The organism is Eisenbergiella sp. OF01-20 (genome assembly GCF_003478085.1).
Lineage (GTDB): Bacteria > Bacillota > Clostridia > Lachnospirales > Lachnospiraceae > Eisenbergiella.
Window position 1 is genome coordinate 79,708 of the sequence record NZ_QUES01000002.1, and the last position, 17,624, is coordinate 97,331.

General features: G+C 40.0%; 13 protein-coding genes and 1 pseudogene. 2 read left to right on the plus strand and 12 right to left on the minus strand.

Annotation, left to right across the window (positions count from 1 at the left end):
- Nucleotides 1–31 precede the first annotated feature (31 nt).
- The 3 genes and pseudogenes from DXA36_RS04010 to DXA36_RS34180 all read right to left on the minus strand — a co-directional run bounded on the left by DXA36_RS04010 (nt 32) and on the right by DXA36_RS34180 (nt 2,561).
- The gene (locus DXA36_RS04010) at nt 32–1,579 is read right to left on the minus strand and encodes a glycosyltransferase family 39 protein (protein WP_118676570.1); all 1,548 of its coding nucleotides are present in this window, start codon (nt 1,577–1,579) and stop codon (nt 32–34) included.
- Between the two features lie 85 nt (nt 1,580–1,664).
- Nucleotides 1,665–2,426, minus strand: a complete 762-nt coding sequence (locus DXA36_RS04015) for a hypothetical protein (protein WP_118676572.1) — start codon at nt 2,424–2,426, stop codon at nt 1,665–1,667.
- Between the two features lie 6 nt (nt 2,427–2,432).
- Nucleotides 2,433–2,561: pseudogene (locus DXA36_RS34180) on the minus strand (DUF6783 domain-containing protein).
- On the opposite strand from DXA36_RS34180, the gene DXA36_RS34185 reads away from it, so the two are divergent.
- Nucleotides 2,544–2,621 (plus strand): DUF6783 domain-containing protein, encoded by a 78-nt coding sequence (locus DXA36_RS34185; RefSeq protein ID WP_334295093.1) that lies wholly within the window; start codon nt 2,544–2,546, stop codon nt 2,619–2,621. The pseudogene DXA36_RS34180 and the gene DXA36_RS34185 sit on opposite strands and share 18 nt — an antisense overlap.
- Here DXA36_RS34185 and DXA36_RS04020 read toward each other — a convergent pair.
- The 6 genes from DXA36_RS04020 to DXA36_RS04045 form a co-directional block, all read right to left on the minus strand.
- The gene (locus tag DXA36_RS04020) at nt 2,597–3,682 is read right to left on the minus strand and encodes a DUF6077 domain-containing protein (RefSeq protein WP_118676574.1); all 1,086 of its coding nucleotides are present in this window, start codon (nt 3,680–3,682) and stop codon (nt 2,597–2,599) included. The genes DXA36_RS34185 and DXA36_RS04020 overlap by 25 nt on opposite strands.
- Nucleotides 3,683–3,708: 26 nt before the next feature.
- Nucleotides 3,709–4,770, minus strand: a complete 1,062-nt coding sequence (locus DXA36_RS04025) for a hypothetical protein (protein WP_118677103.1) — start codon at nt 4,768–4,770, stop codon at nt 3,709–3,711.
- Nucleotides 4,771–4,928: 158 nt separating this feature from the next.
- The gene (locus tag DXA36_RS04030) at nt 4,929–6,458 is read right to left on the minus strand and encodes an MBOAT family O-acyltransferase (RefSeq protein WP_118676576.1); all 1,530 of its coding nucleotides are present in this window, start codon (nt 6,456–6,458) and stop codon (nt 4,929–4,931) included.
- Nucleotides 6,459–6,609: 151 nt separating this feature from the next.
- Nucleotides 6,610–8,025, minus strand: a complete 1,416-nt coding sequence (locus DXA36_RS04035; RefSeq protein WP_118676578.1) for a hypothetical protein — start codon at nt 8,023–8,025, stop codon at nt 6,610–6,612.
- Between the two features lie 218 nt (nt 8,026–8,243).
- Nucleotides 8,244–10,547 carry a hypothetical protein gene (locus DXA36_RS04040; RefSeq protein WP_118676580.1) on the minus strand — a complete coding sequence of 768 codons (2,304 nt, stop codon included), beginning with the start codon at nt 10,545–10,547 and terminating at the stop codon, nt 8,244–8,246.
- A gap of 35 nt (nt 10,548–10,582) precedes the next feature.
- A complete protein-coding gene (locus DXA36_RS04045) occupies nt 10,583–11,785 on the minus strand; it encodes a glycosyltransferase 87 family protein (protein WP_118676582.1) in 1,203 nt (400 codons plus the stop codon).
- Nucleotides 11,786–11,998: 213 nt separating this feature from the next.
- Here DXA36_RS04045 and DXA36_RS04050 point away from each other — a divergent pair, with 213 nt between their 5' ends.
- Entirely contained in the window at nt 11,999–13,462 is a 1,464-nt protein-coding gene (locus DXA36_RS04050; RefSeq protein ID WP_118676584.1) for an MBOAT family O-acyltransferase, read from the plus strand.
- 50 nt (nt 13,463–13,512) lie between these two features.
- Here the strand turns inward: DXA36_RS04050 and DXA36_RS04055 are convergent, their stop codons facing one another.
- The 3 genes from DXA36_RS04055 to DXA36_RS04065 are packed head-to-tail and all read right to left on the minus strand — an operon-like array spanning nt 13,513 to nt 17,506.
- Complete coding sequence (locus DXA36_RS04055) at nt 13,513–15,141, minus strand: ArnT family glycosyltransferase (protein WP_118676586.1); 1,629 nt, start codon at nt 15,139–15,141, stop codon at nt 13,513–13,515.
- The gene (locus DXA36_RS04060; RefSeq protein ID WP_118676588.1) at nt 15,134–16,084 is read right to left on the minus strand and encodes a glycosyltransferase family 2 protein; all 951 of its coding nucleotides are present in this window, start codon (nt 16,082–16,084) and stop codon (nt 15,134–15,136) included. The genes DXA36_RS04055 and DXA36_RS04060 overlap by 8 nt, the downstream gene beginning before the upstream one ends.
- Before the next feature lie 48 nt (nt 16,085–16,132).
- The gene (locus DXA36_RS04065; protein ID WP_243114561.1) at nt 16,133–17,506 is read right to left on the minus strand and encodes an MBOAT family O-acyltransferase; all 1,374 of its coding nucleotides are present in this window, start codon (nt 17,504–17,506) and stop codon (nt 16,133–16,135) included.
- Nucleotides 17,507–17,624 lie beyond the last annotated feature (118 nt).

Genomic DNA, 17,624 nt, shown 5'->3' on the forward strand with positions numbered 1-17,624 from the left:
GCTGGTCAAAGCCTTTTATAATAAGCCAATATCATTGATATACATGATATAATATGGTATTCGTTACATATTCCGTTTCCAACGTATAACCATTCTGTTCTAAGCTTTCCGTCAATGAATTATCATGCCCAATAGACAAATAAAACTCTTTGGGAGGCTGCCCCTGGTATTTATCCGCAAAGTAATCCCAGTACTCCTCTGCATTTAATTTCGTTTCTTTATTTTCATATTCAAAAGTGATATTATCCATATATTCCTGCTTAAAACGGTCATCATGAGTAAGATAATACGTAAAGCTCGGCGCTTCCCCGAATATTACATAGGTGGGCATATCATATCCTTTTTCCTCATACCATAAATCAACCACACTTCTTGTATTGCTTTTTGCCCAATGAAGATCAATCCTATAGAAGCCATATACACAATATCCCGCCGCTGTTAAAAGCAGAAGGCATCTTGCCGCAATCAAAGCCGCCTTTTTATAAGGAATTTCCCAGGAGGCAATCAGCTGAAGAGCTTCGTATACTACATAAAATACAGCTACGAACCATACCGGCAGCAAATACAAGCTGTACCGGTTACCGAAGTCACCATATGCGTACAGGCCCGAACGGACGATTATATAATAAATGATCCAGCCGGCGGCACAGCTAAAAAGGAAATATGTAAACTCCTGCTTTTTTCTTTTAATCATACAAAGAACCGCAAATATAACACAAAGCAGTAAGGCCACGGCAAATATGACAGTAAAACGTGTTTTTGACTCCGTAAACAGCCACTGGGCCGTTGTCAGCAGCATCATAAAGAAATCATATATCACATTGTTCTTTTCAAAGGCTACCGTATAATAATTGACGCTTTGATTCCATTGAAGCTGAATCCGGAACAGGAAAAAAAACAAAGGCAGACCTGCCACAGCTCCTGTTACCACATAAATCAAAGCAATTTTTCCGTAGAGCTGTTTATTTTTCTGCCGGAAGGCTTTGATGAACAGGCAAACAGCCAACGGCAGGATAGCCAAAACCGCCCCATATTGTGTATAAAGCAGCAACACCGAAATGCCGGTAAACAGCCCCACATTTTTAAGTGTTAAATCCCTGAATGTCCGGAAATAGAAATACAGGAGCCAATATAACAGCATCAGCATAAAATTATACTCTGCCGCTTCTTTTACATAATACATCAATTCATAGATAAAAGAGCTGACAAAAACTGCAAGAACTGCTGTTTTCCAATTGGTAATCATTTTCATACAGGCATAAAGGCCAAGCATTCCTATAAATCCAAAGACCACGCCGCTGAAACGGAACCACCATTCCGACTCCCCGAACAAAAGCCAGACATACATAATAAGATTATATAAGGGCGGCTGAAAGCTGTTAAACTGCAGCCTCTCATATAAACTATTATAAACACTCACACCCTGAATCGGGCCGGTCAGGTACTTCGAATAATAAAATTCCACGATTTCGTCATACCATAACGGTGCTTCCGTCAATTTATACAGTGACATGAGTAAAAAAACGAACAAAACTGCGATTAGGCAGATATATTCTTTTCTATGGAATCTTTTTAACATTTGCAGCCTTCCTTCTAAATCGGTAACTGTTCAGTCCCTTCACAGTTACCTTTTTTCTTTTGCATCGTACAAATCTGATTTTCGTTTATGGAGATGCATTCAGTTCCACACTGCTGTTCCTGTACACATCATATCCGCCGACCTCAGCTATTTTCTCCAATCCGCATGCCCCCGGATCTCCCTCTGTCTGTTTTGCCTTATTCAGTATGATATACTGGCATTTATAATCATCGGCCAATTCGGCAAGCAAATCAATTCTTATAATATCGGCCTTCATCAATGCATAAATAGGGTGCTCCACATGTTCCCAGCTTGCCACCAGCATCTCCCGCCCATACGGCATCTGGATCTCAGACGTATACTGCCTCACATAATGCACCGATTCCGGCGGAAAGATTGCCCATACCCTTTCTTCGCCCTCTTCCGGGCCGATCCGATCACATATTGTGATAATATACTGAGGAAGATGATACCGGTTCTCCGCCTGCGTAATGTTAATATTTTTATATAAATATTCCCCGCCCAGCACAAGCACGATCACCACGGCCGCCATACCGATCCGGGTATGCCGCCCTATCACCTTCACCCCGGCATAAGCTATTACTACAGTCATAGGCAGCAGCCACAGGATCCGGTAATAAGTCCCCGCCTCCTCCACCTTGTCCATTACCATCTTAAATAACGGGAAGAAAAACAGAACCGTGATCACCACAGACGATTCCAGAAGCACCCTGCGTATTTTCATATCCTTTTCCGTCACTAAAAGATAAATAAGGGCTATCAGGAAAAGAAACGGGTAAATCCCATCTCCGCTGTAATCCATAAAAATAGTGAGAATCTCTTTCACTTTTCTTCATCCTTTCAGACTAGAGCGTGTTCGAAAATTGCTTTCTGCAAGATGTGCGTCACAATTTGTGGGGAATTTGTCCCAAATTCATGAGGCGTAGCGGGCTACGTTGATTGAATTTGGGATAAATTCCACGCAAAGTGGGGCGTGCAGATTGCGGGAATGAATTTTCAAACACGCTCTAATACCACATAAACCGCCAGATACACGATACAGGGAATACAACTGGCCGCCAGCTTCGGGAGTACCTGCGGCCGCCTGTCCCGTACTGCCGTCACAAGCCCCACCACGGCAATCAACAGCCCCGTCAAAAAGGCTCCCATCGTCGTTGCCGTCGCCGCCACTACATTTACGGCACACAATACCATCCACCAGCCGGCCTGTTTTTCCGCCCCCTCTTCCTTCCGCTTATCCCAAAGAGAAAGCAGGCACCACAGAACCGCCAAAAGAACCATGTTGCACAGCATAGATTTCCCCTGCCACGTACGCATCAGGAAAAACGTGGCATTCGTATAAATCGATGTATTACCAAAAATCTGCAGCACGCTTACAAATATCATAAAAACCGCCATTTTTCTGCAGTCTTTTTTCAGCAGCCTTTTCCCAATCTGAAAATAAAAAAGATAAGTCACCGGAATGATAACCAACGGAAGAAGCGAATGCGCAATGATAGCCGGATGAATTCCGCTGATTCTCGCCAGATACGCTTCCCAGACAGGAAGCGACGCCAATGCATGACGTACATCCACCGTCGTCGTCAGCCCCGTGTAAGGAAGTATCCGGTACAGTACATTGGATTGCTCCGCAATCACAGACTGCGCCACATAATAGGCATCATCCCCATCAAAAAAAGCCCGCGTATAGGCCATATAAACCTGAAATGCAATCAAACCGCCCGCAATCAGCCAATAAATAAAGGTTTCCACCGAAAACCGGCTTCTCTTATCCCAAAGCACCTTACCTGCACCAACCATCCGTTTCAGCACACCTCTGCCGGCTATCAGGCCGACAGCCGATAATACCGCAAGGGCGGCGGAATAAAGGATTACAATCTGCGGAAATCCCCATGGCATTATTAAAATCACCGGCACCGCTATGATTTGAAACACCGCCAGCGAAAGCAGAAAACCTGCCAGATAAACGGCAAGCGGATCCTTCTTCTGTTCCTCCCCCGGCATAAACCTTACCGGAAGCAATCCCATACAGAAAGGAGCCGCAAACAGGACCCCAAAGGTAATCAGAACTTTTGCTATCATCCTACATCCTCTCCTCGTACTGACTGTCAATCATACCAGTTATCATAAATCGCCTCATAATCATACGTAAGAGCCAGCTCTCTCAAATCAGCAAGCACCGCTTCATAATTTTCCAAAGTAAGCTCATTCTCCCCGTTTTCAAAACTCTCCACAATATACCGGCAGACATCTGCATGATAGTGGGTATAATCCGCATAATTATTCAGGTTACACACAATATCCCTGTTATTCTGGAAACAGAAAACCCGTACATTATCATAGGCCAGCAGCTGTTCCGTCATATATTCCAGTTCCCTGATGACCGCATCCAGCTCTTTCTGCCGCATCACATCATTCCAATACAAAATACTGTAAGGGGGATACCAGAAAATAAATTCCGTTTCCGGATGGGCCTCCACAAAGGGAAGGATATTCACCTCCAGATTCGCCTGAATCCCGTCTACAAACGCATCCGCCTCCATCTCCTGTTCCGCTTCTTCCGCCGGAACATAGTACATCAACACGTTTGCTTTCGTATAATACTGATCCGTCCACCATGGCTTATACAACTGTGTCCAGTCCGTCTTTTCCGTAGGATCCACCAGAGGTTTTAAAATATAATTCAGCAAAACGTCCTTATTAAAAAGATACTGCACCTTATTAAAAGGATTTTTATCATATAAATATTCCGGTATCGGATACTTCGTTGCCTGTGTATCAGCCGAAAAAGCACCCTGATCAACCGCCATAAATATTTTTTTTACCGAATCGCCCTTTGTTTCAAAGATAATATCCATAATATTGGACTCATCCCTGGGAAAAGCTCCGTTATAGCTCAGCTTCACCGTATGCAGTCCGCTGATTTCCGTAAACCAGTCCGTATCAAAGCTTGCCGTCATGGAGGAACCTAACAGCACACTGTCATAATCAAGCTGCCTGGCCATTCCCGGATTCTGGCTCAGCTGGTTATCCACCTTATAAGGGAAAAAAGACAGAGGCTTATGATATTGGAAAAAAGGATCCACATATATTACCAGCGCAGCAATTGCCGCAAGGCCCGCCAACAGTATTCCGCCAAACAGCAGCAGCCATTTTTTGCAAGATTTCATTCCCATACTCCCGCATATCCCAGGCAAAACCCGGAATACTGCATCAATCAATCGTTTGAAAGTTCCTTCGTTACTGTTCACTCCGTGCCCAGTAACCTTCCTTTCACACCTATACCCCGTAATACCATATCTATGTAGCATTTACACGAAACGCCGCACTAAAAGTTAAAATACAGAAAGCTGCTGACTCCTGCAAGGGACAATACACACCAAAGGAAAAGCCCCGCAGTAACAAATGCATTCCATACCCCGGGCTTAAAACGGGCCGCCGCTTCATCCGCATTGGGCGCCGCAAAAACCACCACAAGAGTAACCAGGGTAATAACGCCGCACAGATACATCTGGCTGTATGGAAGCCTGTCCAGATGCAAAAGCTTCATCACATACCAGAACTCATCCAGATTAAAACCTTCCGTCATCGATACCGCAGGCACCGCTATCCCGCCGGTAAAAAGCCGCCTGAAAATCTCCAGGGCCTGGCCGACCGTCTCCGAACGGAAAAACACACAGGTAAGACTGAAATAAACAAAGGTAAAAAAGGTACCGCCGACTGTAACCGCTTTCCGGACGAAAAGATTCCTTTCCCTGACCGCTGCAGCTCCCACTTTTTTTTCCTTCTGATGAATCTGCCACATACGGGTCAGAATGTACAATACCCCCTGCGTCACACTCCACAACACATAAGTCCAACCGGCTCCATGCCAGATACCGCTGAGCAGATAAATCATAAACAGATTGCCATACATACGCCCCCTGCCCTTACGGTTCCCGCCTAACGGGATATAAACATATCTGGTAAAAAAACGGCTCAGTGTGATATGCCATCTTTTCCAAAAATCCACGATATCCACCGCTTTATACGGGGAATTAAAATTCACAGGGATTTCAATACCAAAGAGCCATCCCAGTCCCCTTGCCATATTGCAGTAGCCGCTGAAATCAAAATACAGCTGCAGCACATAAAAGAGAATCAGCAGTGCACTGTCCACCCCCGTCAGCCCGGACACATTGGAATATCCCCAATTCACCGCCTTTCCGAAGGTATCTGCCACAAGGACCTTTTTTACCATCCCCAACGTAAACAGATACACACCGGATGTGAATTGATTCCAATCCATTTTACGGCGGCCAATCTGCGCAAACTGGGGGATCATTTCACTGTGATTTACAATAGGTCCCGCTATCAGCTGAGGGAAAAAAGAAACAAATAAGGCATAATCCAGAAAAGAACACGCCTCTATCTCCCCCCGGTAAGCATCAACCACGAACCCAATCTGCTGAAAAGTGAAAAAGCTGATGCCCAACGGAAGCAAAATTCCTTTCAGCATGAAAGAAGTATCAACGACAGCATTTACATTTTCAATAAAGAAATCATAATATTTGAAATAAAACAGCACTCCCAGGTTGCTGAGAACCCCCACCGTCATCCAAAATCTGCTGCTTCCGGGTATCCTGCCATGCTTTTCCCCACGTGCCGCAATAATCAGACGGAAGAAGGCATAATTAAACAGGATGCTGAACAGCATAATCAACAGATAACTCGGATTAAAATACCCATAAAACCATAGGGAAAAGCCTGTCAGGTACAACTTGGCAGGCTTGGCTTTTTGGCAGCGGGCCAGCAGATAATAGCCCCCCAGACATAATGGAAGAAATAAAAACAGAAATATATAGGAATTAAAAAGCATATGGGCTCTCCATAAAATACATGATTTGATGTTTTCATTTAAGGTAACTGTACAATACCCTCTCAGTTACGAATTTTTACAATCGTTATGCATTAATCAGTTTAGCCCAAAGTCCGTATTTTTACAAGAAAAAACGTAAAAAGCGGTAAATTTATCTATTTTTCCTGTTTGAAATACGCCAAAGCCACCCTTCATGCCTGCTTACATTATACAGCATGATAACCAGACAGATATAAAACAATCCCATATTATAGATTGTATATCGCGTCTGACAGAAAATCACCAGGGAAACCAGGGTCACATTCCCTGCAATTGCCAAAAGGGTCAAACCTGCCAGTACCGCCGTTTTCTCATGTCCCCGTATTCGTATATTCCATACAAGCAGAAGAATATAAATGATGTATATAAAGAAACTGTACCAGTTCAAAAGGATATTGCGTTTAGCCACTGTGGTGATAAGTCCGGAAAGAACATTATCGAAGAATGAACCCAGAATATTCATAGCATTATGAGGCATAACAGACCGGTTAATTGTACTCATAATCTCATCCACTTTTTTCCCCTGCTCTACCTCACCGCCTTCGTAATTATCCTGTACGTACTGCGTTATAATCGGCCCCATGGTATCAATCTGAATACAATCATAATAATCCCCAAAATGAGTTACCCGGTTAAACCAGCCTTCTCCGGCACTATGCTTCAGATATCCATTTTCGTCACAAACATCATATACCTTCAGAAAAATGTCCCTGACTTCTTCGTCCGCAATATAAGACGCATCGCTTCTTTCTGATGTATAAAACGCCATAGTCGTGATAAAACGATTGTCATTCGTATGCCTTACCGCATTGCCGCGAAGTGCATAATTATATCCCATATCAAGCAATATGGCACTGCCCACGATACCCGCAGTACATAACAGCAGGATAACGATTCCGCGGAACGTTTTCCTCCGGACAATATTTACTATAAAAATGCATAATATTAACAGGGCAAGGGTAACAAACATCTGTTTTCTGGTAGATATCATGATAAATACCAGGATGCTGCTCACAAGAAGGCTTTTTTTGCTTTGATGAAGGCAATATTCCAGTAAATAGCGGAAAAATAAAAGATATAAGGCAATAGCTATCCCTTCCGTCAGGATGCTATTGGAGTACATGGATTCCCTTTTGGCGGCAAAACGACATAAAAAGGATACGGCGAGAGGCATCATCAGGGTGAGAAATGCGACTGTTTTCGGCAGACGCAGTTCCTTTCGGATATAATCCACAAGACTCCATGTGGCTATTGCCATAAGGATGCTCTGGAAAAACGCTACTGCTGTTAAGTAGAAATCGTTGGGGAATTCGGAGAATAGCTTACGGAAAAAGGCCAGAAGGAGCGGATAGAAGGGTTCACGGGAAAGGCGCATGGTGATATAGCCGGGGGAATCCACACAGATAACGGCACCGTCGTAAAAGGCGAAAAATAGGTAAAAACCTAGTGAAATGGTGAGTGAAAGTATGGAGAAAGCATTTGGTTTTACTTTTATAAGGTTTTGTATAGGGGAAGTTTCTTTTTTCAATTTTGCCTCCTGTTCAAGCAGTGAATGAAAAATGTTTTATTAAGTTTTCCCCTCCATTGTATGTATTATAATCTGATTTTTATATTTGTCAATATTATCTAACGTTATTCCCTCCCTGTATTATCTAACGTTATTCCCTCCCTGAAATCTGACATTGTTCCTTCCCCGAAAGAAATGGAAAGATAAAATGCACCGACGTTATGCCGGTGCAAATATTTTTAACTTTTGGAGTAAAACTGCCGCCGCATTTCCTTTATAATCATAAATATTGCGAGCAATGAAATAATACATCCCAATCTCCATAATAACGGCTCATGAAAACCCACTTTTATTTCCCCTCTAAAGCCTGGTGGGAGCATCACTTTAATTCGGTTATTATCCCCATTTTCAATTGTTAACTTTTCCCCCTTATCTGTTGCTTCCGCCGTATAGCCCTCGTAATTTAACAAAGGAAGTGTAATATAGCCATTCTCCTCCCTGTCATTACTACAGGTTATGCGGACTCTTCCATGGTTGTTTTCATAATCCTCCCAGACAATCCCCTCCCCTGCTATAGGAAGGCTTTCCGAAAACCCATTTCTGTCCGTTCCTTTCGGAATATATTCCAGGCTTGTAACATCATCTTCATTAAGTTCGCTACGATCCCTGCAAAGGTTTACTGTACTATTATTCATAATACTGCTTAAAAACCATCCGCCGCACAAAATTCCTAATATACAATACAGTACATAAATTCCCCTTTTTGTATTCTTTTCCTCATTTTTTTCAACAATACTCAGCAGACATCCCGCCGCACCTGCCAATAAAATGGAAGCCACACTCAGCATACGCCATCCATACTGGAGGTTTCCTATTAACAGAGAGGGGATTTTCCCCAGCCTTGACAACGCGTCCCACGGAAACCAGGTAGTAGACATCCACAGTGCAAGAAACGCCAAAGCAATACATAGCTTTCCCAACTTGATTTGTGATACATTTTCCTTTTTATAATTCCACACATATACCATAAATACAAAAATTGTCCCAATTAGCACAAAACCGGTGGTCAACGGCATTTGAGTAGGGTTCTGCATCCGTTCATAGATACTATAGGCGCTCCCATATGCATTTGGAAAAAAGTCAAATAACTGGTAGGCAAAGGCACTATAGGTCTGAATTTGTGCTGTTCCATTTGCTTCTACAATCCCAAATCTCCCCTGAAGAGTATAAGATATAAAAGGGATTAAAAACCAAAGATTCAGTACAAAAACAGCGGCTGCCCCAGACACTAAAGCCTTCCATCTCCCCCTCTTATAGACTCTTTTTATACAAAGAATACACACCAATAAAGTAAAGAATCCAGTCATTTCACAGCTTATGATATGACATTGCAGTACTCCTGAAAAACCAAGAACAAGGAAAAATCTTCCCTTCCTAATTTCCCTGTTCGCTTCACTATCAGTCATAATCAGATATAACCCTGCTAAAATAAGCGGAAAAAAAGCCATGGCCGTATATTCCCCTACCGCTCCCCTTATATAAATATTTCCTAACCGGTATGGGGAAAGCACATAAAGCATACTTCCAATAAGTGCTGCATATTCGCTCCGCAGCATACTTTTAAAACAATAATAAGTTATAATACAGGTTGCAAAATTTATAAATACCACATATATTTTATATGCAGTCTGCAGCGGAAACCCAAAGAGCCTGATAATTGCCGGAATATATAAAAATATGTCTCCATAAAAGATCGATGAAGCATACCCATAGCCCTGAAACCAGTCCGGCTGAATCCGGACTGGAAATTGACCCGACCGTAAGGCATCTTTAATTCCTTCAATTCTAAGAAGGTGAAAAGGAAGATCATGTCCCGAAAACAAATAGCTGGACAGCAAAGGAACAGAAGCAATAAATGCACATAAAAATATTGAGGCAGCAACAATTTTATTTTTATGGCTTAATTCCTTAATAAAATTTTTCTTATTAGCAATGTACCAGACATTTATCAAAAGTAACGCAAATAAGCCAAACAGGATATGCATCCCAAAATAAGCGTTCGTCTGAACGATACGTATACTTTTAATCAATAAGTAACCAGAACCATTATAGTTTATTTTAATGCGATAACCATTTGTTTCCCGATTCATCCATATAGAGAAAGATTCTATATTCCTGTCGGCATCAAGAGCTACATTCTTCTTTCCCATTACAACCCAATAACCCGGATTATCAGATGAGGCACTATAAGTCTGACCATTTTCCTCCGCCTCATATTCTATAACTACCTGATAAGTTCCTCTGGCTAAGTCAACGCCAGGAGTGGACGCAAAATTCTCTGCCATTCCAAATGTGCTATCAATATATAAGCCTCCTCCCATAAGATCCAGGGAATAAATTCCAGCTTCATGCACCAAATCTTCTCCGCTGTAACATACATCCAGCTTATTCCGTTCCCAACTGCTCCCTGCCCATAAAATTATTAATATCTCTACTAACAATAGCAGAAGGATATTCTTTTTCTTTAGGATCTTGTTACCCATTTTATACTTCCCCCACAAATTCGTATTTTTTTACCTTATCGTTTATTAATCGCCCAATAGAAGCTTTTTACCACTTGAATTGCCTGCTCAACCAGCAGAATGGCTATCAGTAAATAAAGGGCAATATACAAAATCCCCGAAGAACCCAGTCTTTGTATAGGATAAGCCGCAAAAATCAAAACAAATATGGTCGCATATACATAATCCATTCTTTTAAACTCTTTTTTTGCTATCAACTCATTCATAAAACAAACAAACGGAATTACGCAATAAATCAGACAATAAGTGCCGCTCGCTGCTACAAATACTATCATCAAACTTGTCAGAAGTGTTATCGACTTCCATGATTCTTTTTTATAAAAACAATATAGAAGTACAGTAATAAAATAAAAATAAGAAATAATCCGCCCTATTTCATGCCCTTCTTTCAGGCTCATGCCTAATACTACAGCGATTCTGCCGCAAATACCAACAATGGTAACCCCTGTTGTTCCACTTCCTACTGCCGTGATATTATGGAGAAATATCTCAAATCCACTCCATCCGTCAAAAAATATAAAAGGCAGGAAGAAAAGGACCAATCCATAAATGATCAGACGGCCCGCTTCTTTATATCTTTTTCTTATCAGATACAGCAGGCCAAATACAGCCGGATAAAGTTTTAATGCTGCAGCTGCAGCAAATAACAGCAACGCCGTTTCTCTCTCCCATTTTTTATCAGAGTCCTTAAGTATCATAGCATACATCAACAGAATTAATACGAGAAGCGACATATTTCCTCTTTCTATCGCCAGCCAGAATGGGTAAGAACACATAAAAAGCGCAGCCAGCCACTTTTTTTCTATCTCCCTATTACTTTGATACATTCTAAAAAGGGCAAATACAAAAAACATCGCAAACGCCGCCATTAACATACAAAGTACCAATAGTCCCGAACCACTGATGTTAAGCGCTTCCGGATTACGGATATTATCCTTATACAAAATTCGGGAAATCAGGTAATACATGCAATAAGCCAGCGGCGGGAAACATGCATGCATTCCTTCCTCATATACACTGCTTAATCCCAAATAAAATCTTCTAATATGATCAAAAAAATCGATAAACAAACTGAAATCGAATACAATATTTTCAAGAAAACTTCCTCCTGAAAATATCAAAGACAAAAGTAAAGCCAGAATTCCTGCGGAAAACAACAAATAAATGTAATGAACAGGCGTACATTTGAATTTTTTCATAACAACCTCATTATTTTACGTAACATTTTTTATTCTTATAGGATTTACTACTATTTTAGGCCTGCGACAAATTATTTTACTTATACTTGTATATTTTTCCAGACCCGTAGTATAATATAGTACAATTATATAGGCAGACTATCTTATTTGTCGCCTTATTTATCATCTGAAAGCTTTATTCATACAGACTTGGCAAACAGAAAGGTGACCTTTATGTTATTTAATTCCTTTAGCTACGCATTGTTTCTTCCTATTGTGTTTATTATTTATTGGATTATCCCTCAAAAATTCCGCTGGATTATACTTCTAATATCCAGCTATTATTTTTATGCCAGCTGGGGGCCGCAGTATGTAGCTATCATTCTTCTTACCACTATTGTTTCATATGTGGCAGCGCTTTTAATAGATTCTAAGCGTACCGGGAAGTTGTATTCAAAAACTATATTAATTATCTCTTTACTCTTATGTACCGGATTATTGTTTTTCTTTAAATACTTGAATTTTTTTGCTGAAAATATATCTGCCTTATTTGAAAAAATGGCAATTCCCATACAGCCAATTACTTTAAAATTAGCGCTGCCTATCGGGATATCCTTCTATATTTTTCAAACTATCAGTTATCTGGTAGACGTATATCGAGGCGAAATCCATGCAGAAAAAGACTTTGGTATTTTTGCTGTATATATTTCATTCTTCCCCAAGGTAATGCAGGGACCTATAGAAAAAGGCAAAAAGCTTTTACCCCAGCTTCATGCACGCCGCCCTTTTCAATATGTACAGGCATCCTATGGCATAAAACAAATGTCATGGGGCTATTTCAAGAAACTGGTACTGGCCGATGGACTATCTGTATATGTCAATCAAGTTTATAATGACTTACCCTCTTATACAGGTTTTTCGCTTATTCTGGCCACCTTTTTCTTTGCAATACAGCTTTACTGTGATTTCTCAGGATATACGGATATTGCCCTCGGTTCCGCAAAACTCCTCGGGATAAATTTAACCCAGAATTTTAAAGCCCCCTATTTTGCTTCCTCCATTAAAGATTTTTGGGGAAGATGGCATATCTCCCTTTCCACTTGGTTAAAAGATTATATTTATATCCCTTTAGGAGGAAATCGGGTAGGTAAAATTCGCCATGCTTTAAACATATTAATTACTTTTCTTGTCAGTGGTCTATGGCATGGAGCCAGTTGGAATTATGTTTTATGGGGCGGCCTTCATGGTCTTTATCAAATAATAGAAGGATTATTTCCATGGAATTCCAAGAAAAGTTTATTTCAGAGGAATAAACATTTTCATTTACTGTTGAGCCTGATTACGGTTCCCTGTACTTTTTTGCTTGTTTGCTTCGCCTGGATCTTCTTTCGTGCATCAACAATCCAGGATGCTATTTATGTTATCCGGAATATGTTTACCGGGATTTCCCACTTATCCGTATATATCCAGGATTGTGCGCTTCAGATGGGGCTTACCTTTACACAACTGATGTATAATTGCCTTCCTATAATTTTGTTGGTACTCTATGATTTTGCATCCCTTAAAACAGATGTTATTGCACTCATTTCCAGGCAGCGTTTTTTTCTCCGCTGGCCTGTGTATATCTTAGTGTTGCTAATTATTTTGTTATTTTCCGAGAAAGGTATATCTACGCAATTTATTTATATGCAGTTTTAATATGTTATAGGGCTGTCGCTTAACTTAGTACGACAGCCCTTTTTTAACTACTACTTTTTATAATAGCACCGGAACATTCCTGATTTGTACTTTTCAAATCCTGCTTCTTCCAATCTTTCCATATATTCCTTTATGCTGTCTTCCCAAGTTTCTCTTATCACATATATAGCCCCCATTTCAATTTCACTAGGAAGTTCAAAAACATATTTCCAATAATCACGCGTACCTTCCTGCGGTATATTGGCATCAAATGGATCAATCTTTTCACCCAAAAAATAATAAACGTAAGAAGCATTCGTATAAACTACTTTGGGTTCACCAGTGCTGGTCTCAATATATTCCGTAATATCATTAAAAGTATCTGCAAAAAAACGTTGCGGATAAATGTCAGTCGGATATTTCCAAAAATAATACCTGATAAATGAAACCGAGTAAAAAATATACACCAATAGAACAAGAAACGCCAACTTCTTTTCTACATTAGGGATACCCGATGCGATACGTATCATTCCATTTTTTTTGCACTCATTATTATTAACTACTTTTATAAAACTGTCATATAAAAATTTCATTCCATATAAAACTGCATAAAACAAGGCAAAAAAGATGCCATTCATTCTGTTGATATTCGGTCCGCCCCCTCCGATTAACATTCCCATCATCAGATATGCACTTAAAAATAACAGAAACATCATATGTTTGAAATATTCCATTCGAAGTACTTTTTTAACCATATCCACGAAAAGTGCAATACTCCCCACTATACCAAATATAATTGATATACCATAAAAGGTATAATACTTTTCAAGAGCATTATAGGACAGCCAATCGTTAGTAAATATAACCTTTATAGCTTCCAGTAAGTTTTCCCACTTATTTGAAAAAATGATATCTCCGCTCCTATAACCTGGTATTCTGGGAATAGTAAACAGACTGGTTTCAATCTGCGGCAAATCGTAGGTGTTTATAATCACCATCAAAAGCAACGGCATTGCAATCAGCACTAATGGCACACAGAAACAAAAAACCTGTTTCCATGTTATCTTTTTCATATACAGCCAATAGAGAAAGAGTAAAACTAAAAAAACAGTATTTCCAATATAGCTAAGAGCATAGGTATAATAAGCGATTCCCCATATTACCCCTCCCCAGATCCAGAAAGTAACCTTTTTACTCTCTTCTGCCCTTAGCAGAAACCAAAGACCAATTGTACTCATGCCTAAAAGCAGATTACAATCCAAACCAAATCGGGACTGCATGATAAAGTAAGGAAAGACAGCCAGAAAAAAACCGGACAGCATTCCCCATTTTTCTCCCATACAATTTCTAATAATATTTACACCCGCAACATATGAAAGAATGCCTATAAATGCCCCAGGCAAACGAATAATCCAATGATTCACAATTCCGGTCAGTTTTATAAGTCCCGCAACCAGATAAGCCAATAATGCGCTTTGACCACCCCCAAAATTTATTAGATAAACCGGATAGCGGATCAGATATCTGTCTACAGAATAATTAGCAAGACAATAAGCATCATATGCCATTCCAGCTTCATCAATATGCAAGCCATATGGAATATCGGCCAGTTTATAAAAATGCATAAGCAATGCAAGTACAAACAATATTAAATATACCAATTTTTTATTATTTAGTAATATCTTTTCTACTTTATACATCCTGTTTCCCCACTTCGTTAATAAAATATTTCCGAATATTATTAAGATGCAATTCAAAATCCCGTCTTTCCTTAACTCCCAGGTTATGCAATATCAGACCGGCAAACACAGATTGAATAGCCGCCAATTCTACAAAACCACAGACAATCAACGTAGGAAATTTATCTACCATCCCTGTTTCCAGGAAATCAATCAGAACCGGAATAAAAAATCCCATGGATACCATTGTCATAAACAACGCCAGGACAGTAAAAAATATAAGCGGTTTGTACTGCCGGAACATTTTCAAAATTGTATTGAGAACCCTCAAACCATCCGAATACGTATTCAGTTTAGAAACACTTCCTTCTGGCCTGTCTCTATAGTTAACTATAACATTATCAACCTGCATATTATTATATACGGCATGGATTGTCATCTCTGTCTCAATTTCAAATCCCTTGGAAAGAACCGGAAAGCTTTTAACAAATTGGTAACTGAATGCCCGGTAACCCGTCATAATATCCTGAATTTCCGAATGAAACAGTGTATTAATACTTCCCTTTACCAGACTGTTTCCCATATTGTGAAATGGGCGTTTATTTTCCAGATAATAGGTTGATGAAAGTCTGTCCCCCACCACCATATCAGACTCTTCTTTCAATACTTTATCTGCCATCTGTCTGGCATACTCAAGTGGATAGGTATCGTCTCCGTCAATCATAATATAACACTGTGCCTCTATTTCCCTAAACATCCGACGGATGACATTACCTTTACCCTGTTTCCTTTCATACCGGATTATTGCTCCTGCCTTACGTGCAAGAGCCACAGTATTATCACATGAATTATTGTCGTATACGTATATAACAGCTTCCGGCAACGCGTTTTTCGCATCAGTTACTACCTTTTCAATTGTTTTCTCCTCATTATAACAGGGAATCAAGACTGCTATTCTATCCATAATCAAACCCTCCTGTACTCGTTCAGTTTGCAGACATCAAATACTTTATTAAAAACCCTGATAAATAAACTCTGCAGTACTGAAACCCGGTCCATAATATCCCAGTAAAATCACATAAAACAATAATGAATACCAGATAAGCCAACGTATGACTATTTTTTTCCCGCAGATCATTTCACGTACAGAGCCGTTCTTTTGTAGAAATGATACCAGGAAAAGCAGTAACAGAGACACCAGCACAATGATAACTTCTATCCAATCAAGTCCCAGACTGAACAATGTCCCATTAAAAAGTACAACAGGATTAAAAACTGAAACAGCCTCTTTTAGCATCCGTAATGCATCCCCCACACTTGTAGCACGAAAGAATACAAAACCTATATTGACCAATAAAAAAGTACGAAATATCCTAAATATATTAACCCATAAGGCTTTTGGATTAATATGAAGTTCTTTCATCCATTTTTCAAAATAAGGTTTTAATAACTCACCGGAAACAATATAAAACCAATGCAACAGGCCTGAACCTATCACATACTTCCAATCTCCACCATGCCATATTCCAACTGCAAACCACAAAAGGAACATACCCACAAAGGTAGTAATCTGCTTCCCTCTCTTTTTACCATATTTACTTCTTAGTTTTCTCCCCATTTTTGTGAATAAATCAGAACGCAATAACGGATAAAAAACATACTCTTTCATCCATATGCCCAGAGTGATATGCCACCTGCGCCAATATTCACTGATACTCTTTGAAAAAAACGGCCTGTCAAAATTCTCTGGCAGCTTCAGTCCAAAGGTCTGACCAATCCCCAGCGCAATATCCATCCCTCCTGAAAAATTGGTATACAGCTGAAAAGCAAAAGAAACAGTCCCTACCCAAATAAATATCCCCGGATAACTGGTATAATCTCCATAAATTGTATTTACTATAACAGCCATCCGCTCGGAAATGACAAGTACCTTAAAAAATCCCCACAAAACCCGCTGCATCCCCATAGCTATCTGCTTATAATCAAAATAATGTGGTTCAAAAAACTGATTTCCATCTTCTCTATAACGTAAAATAGGACCGGACAGCATACAAGGAAAAAACATCCCGTAGAGAGCCAACTTTGCCGGTTTTTTTAATGGCTGTGCAATACCATAATATACGTCAACAACATAACCTATTAGTGATAGCGAATAATATGAAATGCCTAACGGTACAAGCCAAGTAGTGACCTGCAGAAGCGGTTTCTGCTCTCCTATCAAATCTGTTATTAAATTTATGGTATTTATACCGAAATTCACATATTTTAAGAGAAATAAAACTGCTACATTACATAAAATGACCACAAATAAGATATTTCGGCGCATTCTCTCCGGATCTTTTCCGTTCTCTTTCAGAATTGTTTCCTGCTCTTTAACACTCACCATGCGGCGGATTCCTATACAACAAATGATAACGGAAAAGATCGGATACAAAATCAAAAAACCTTGGTTAGAGAACAAATAGTAGCTTATGCTGGCTAATAAAAGAACTATCCATTGCCAC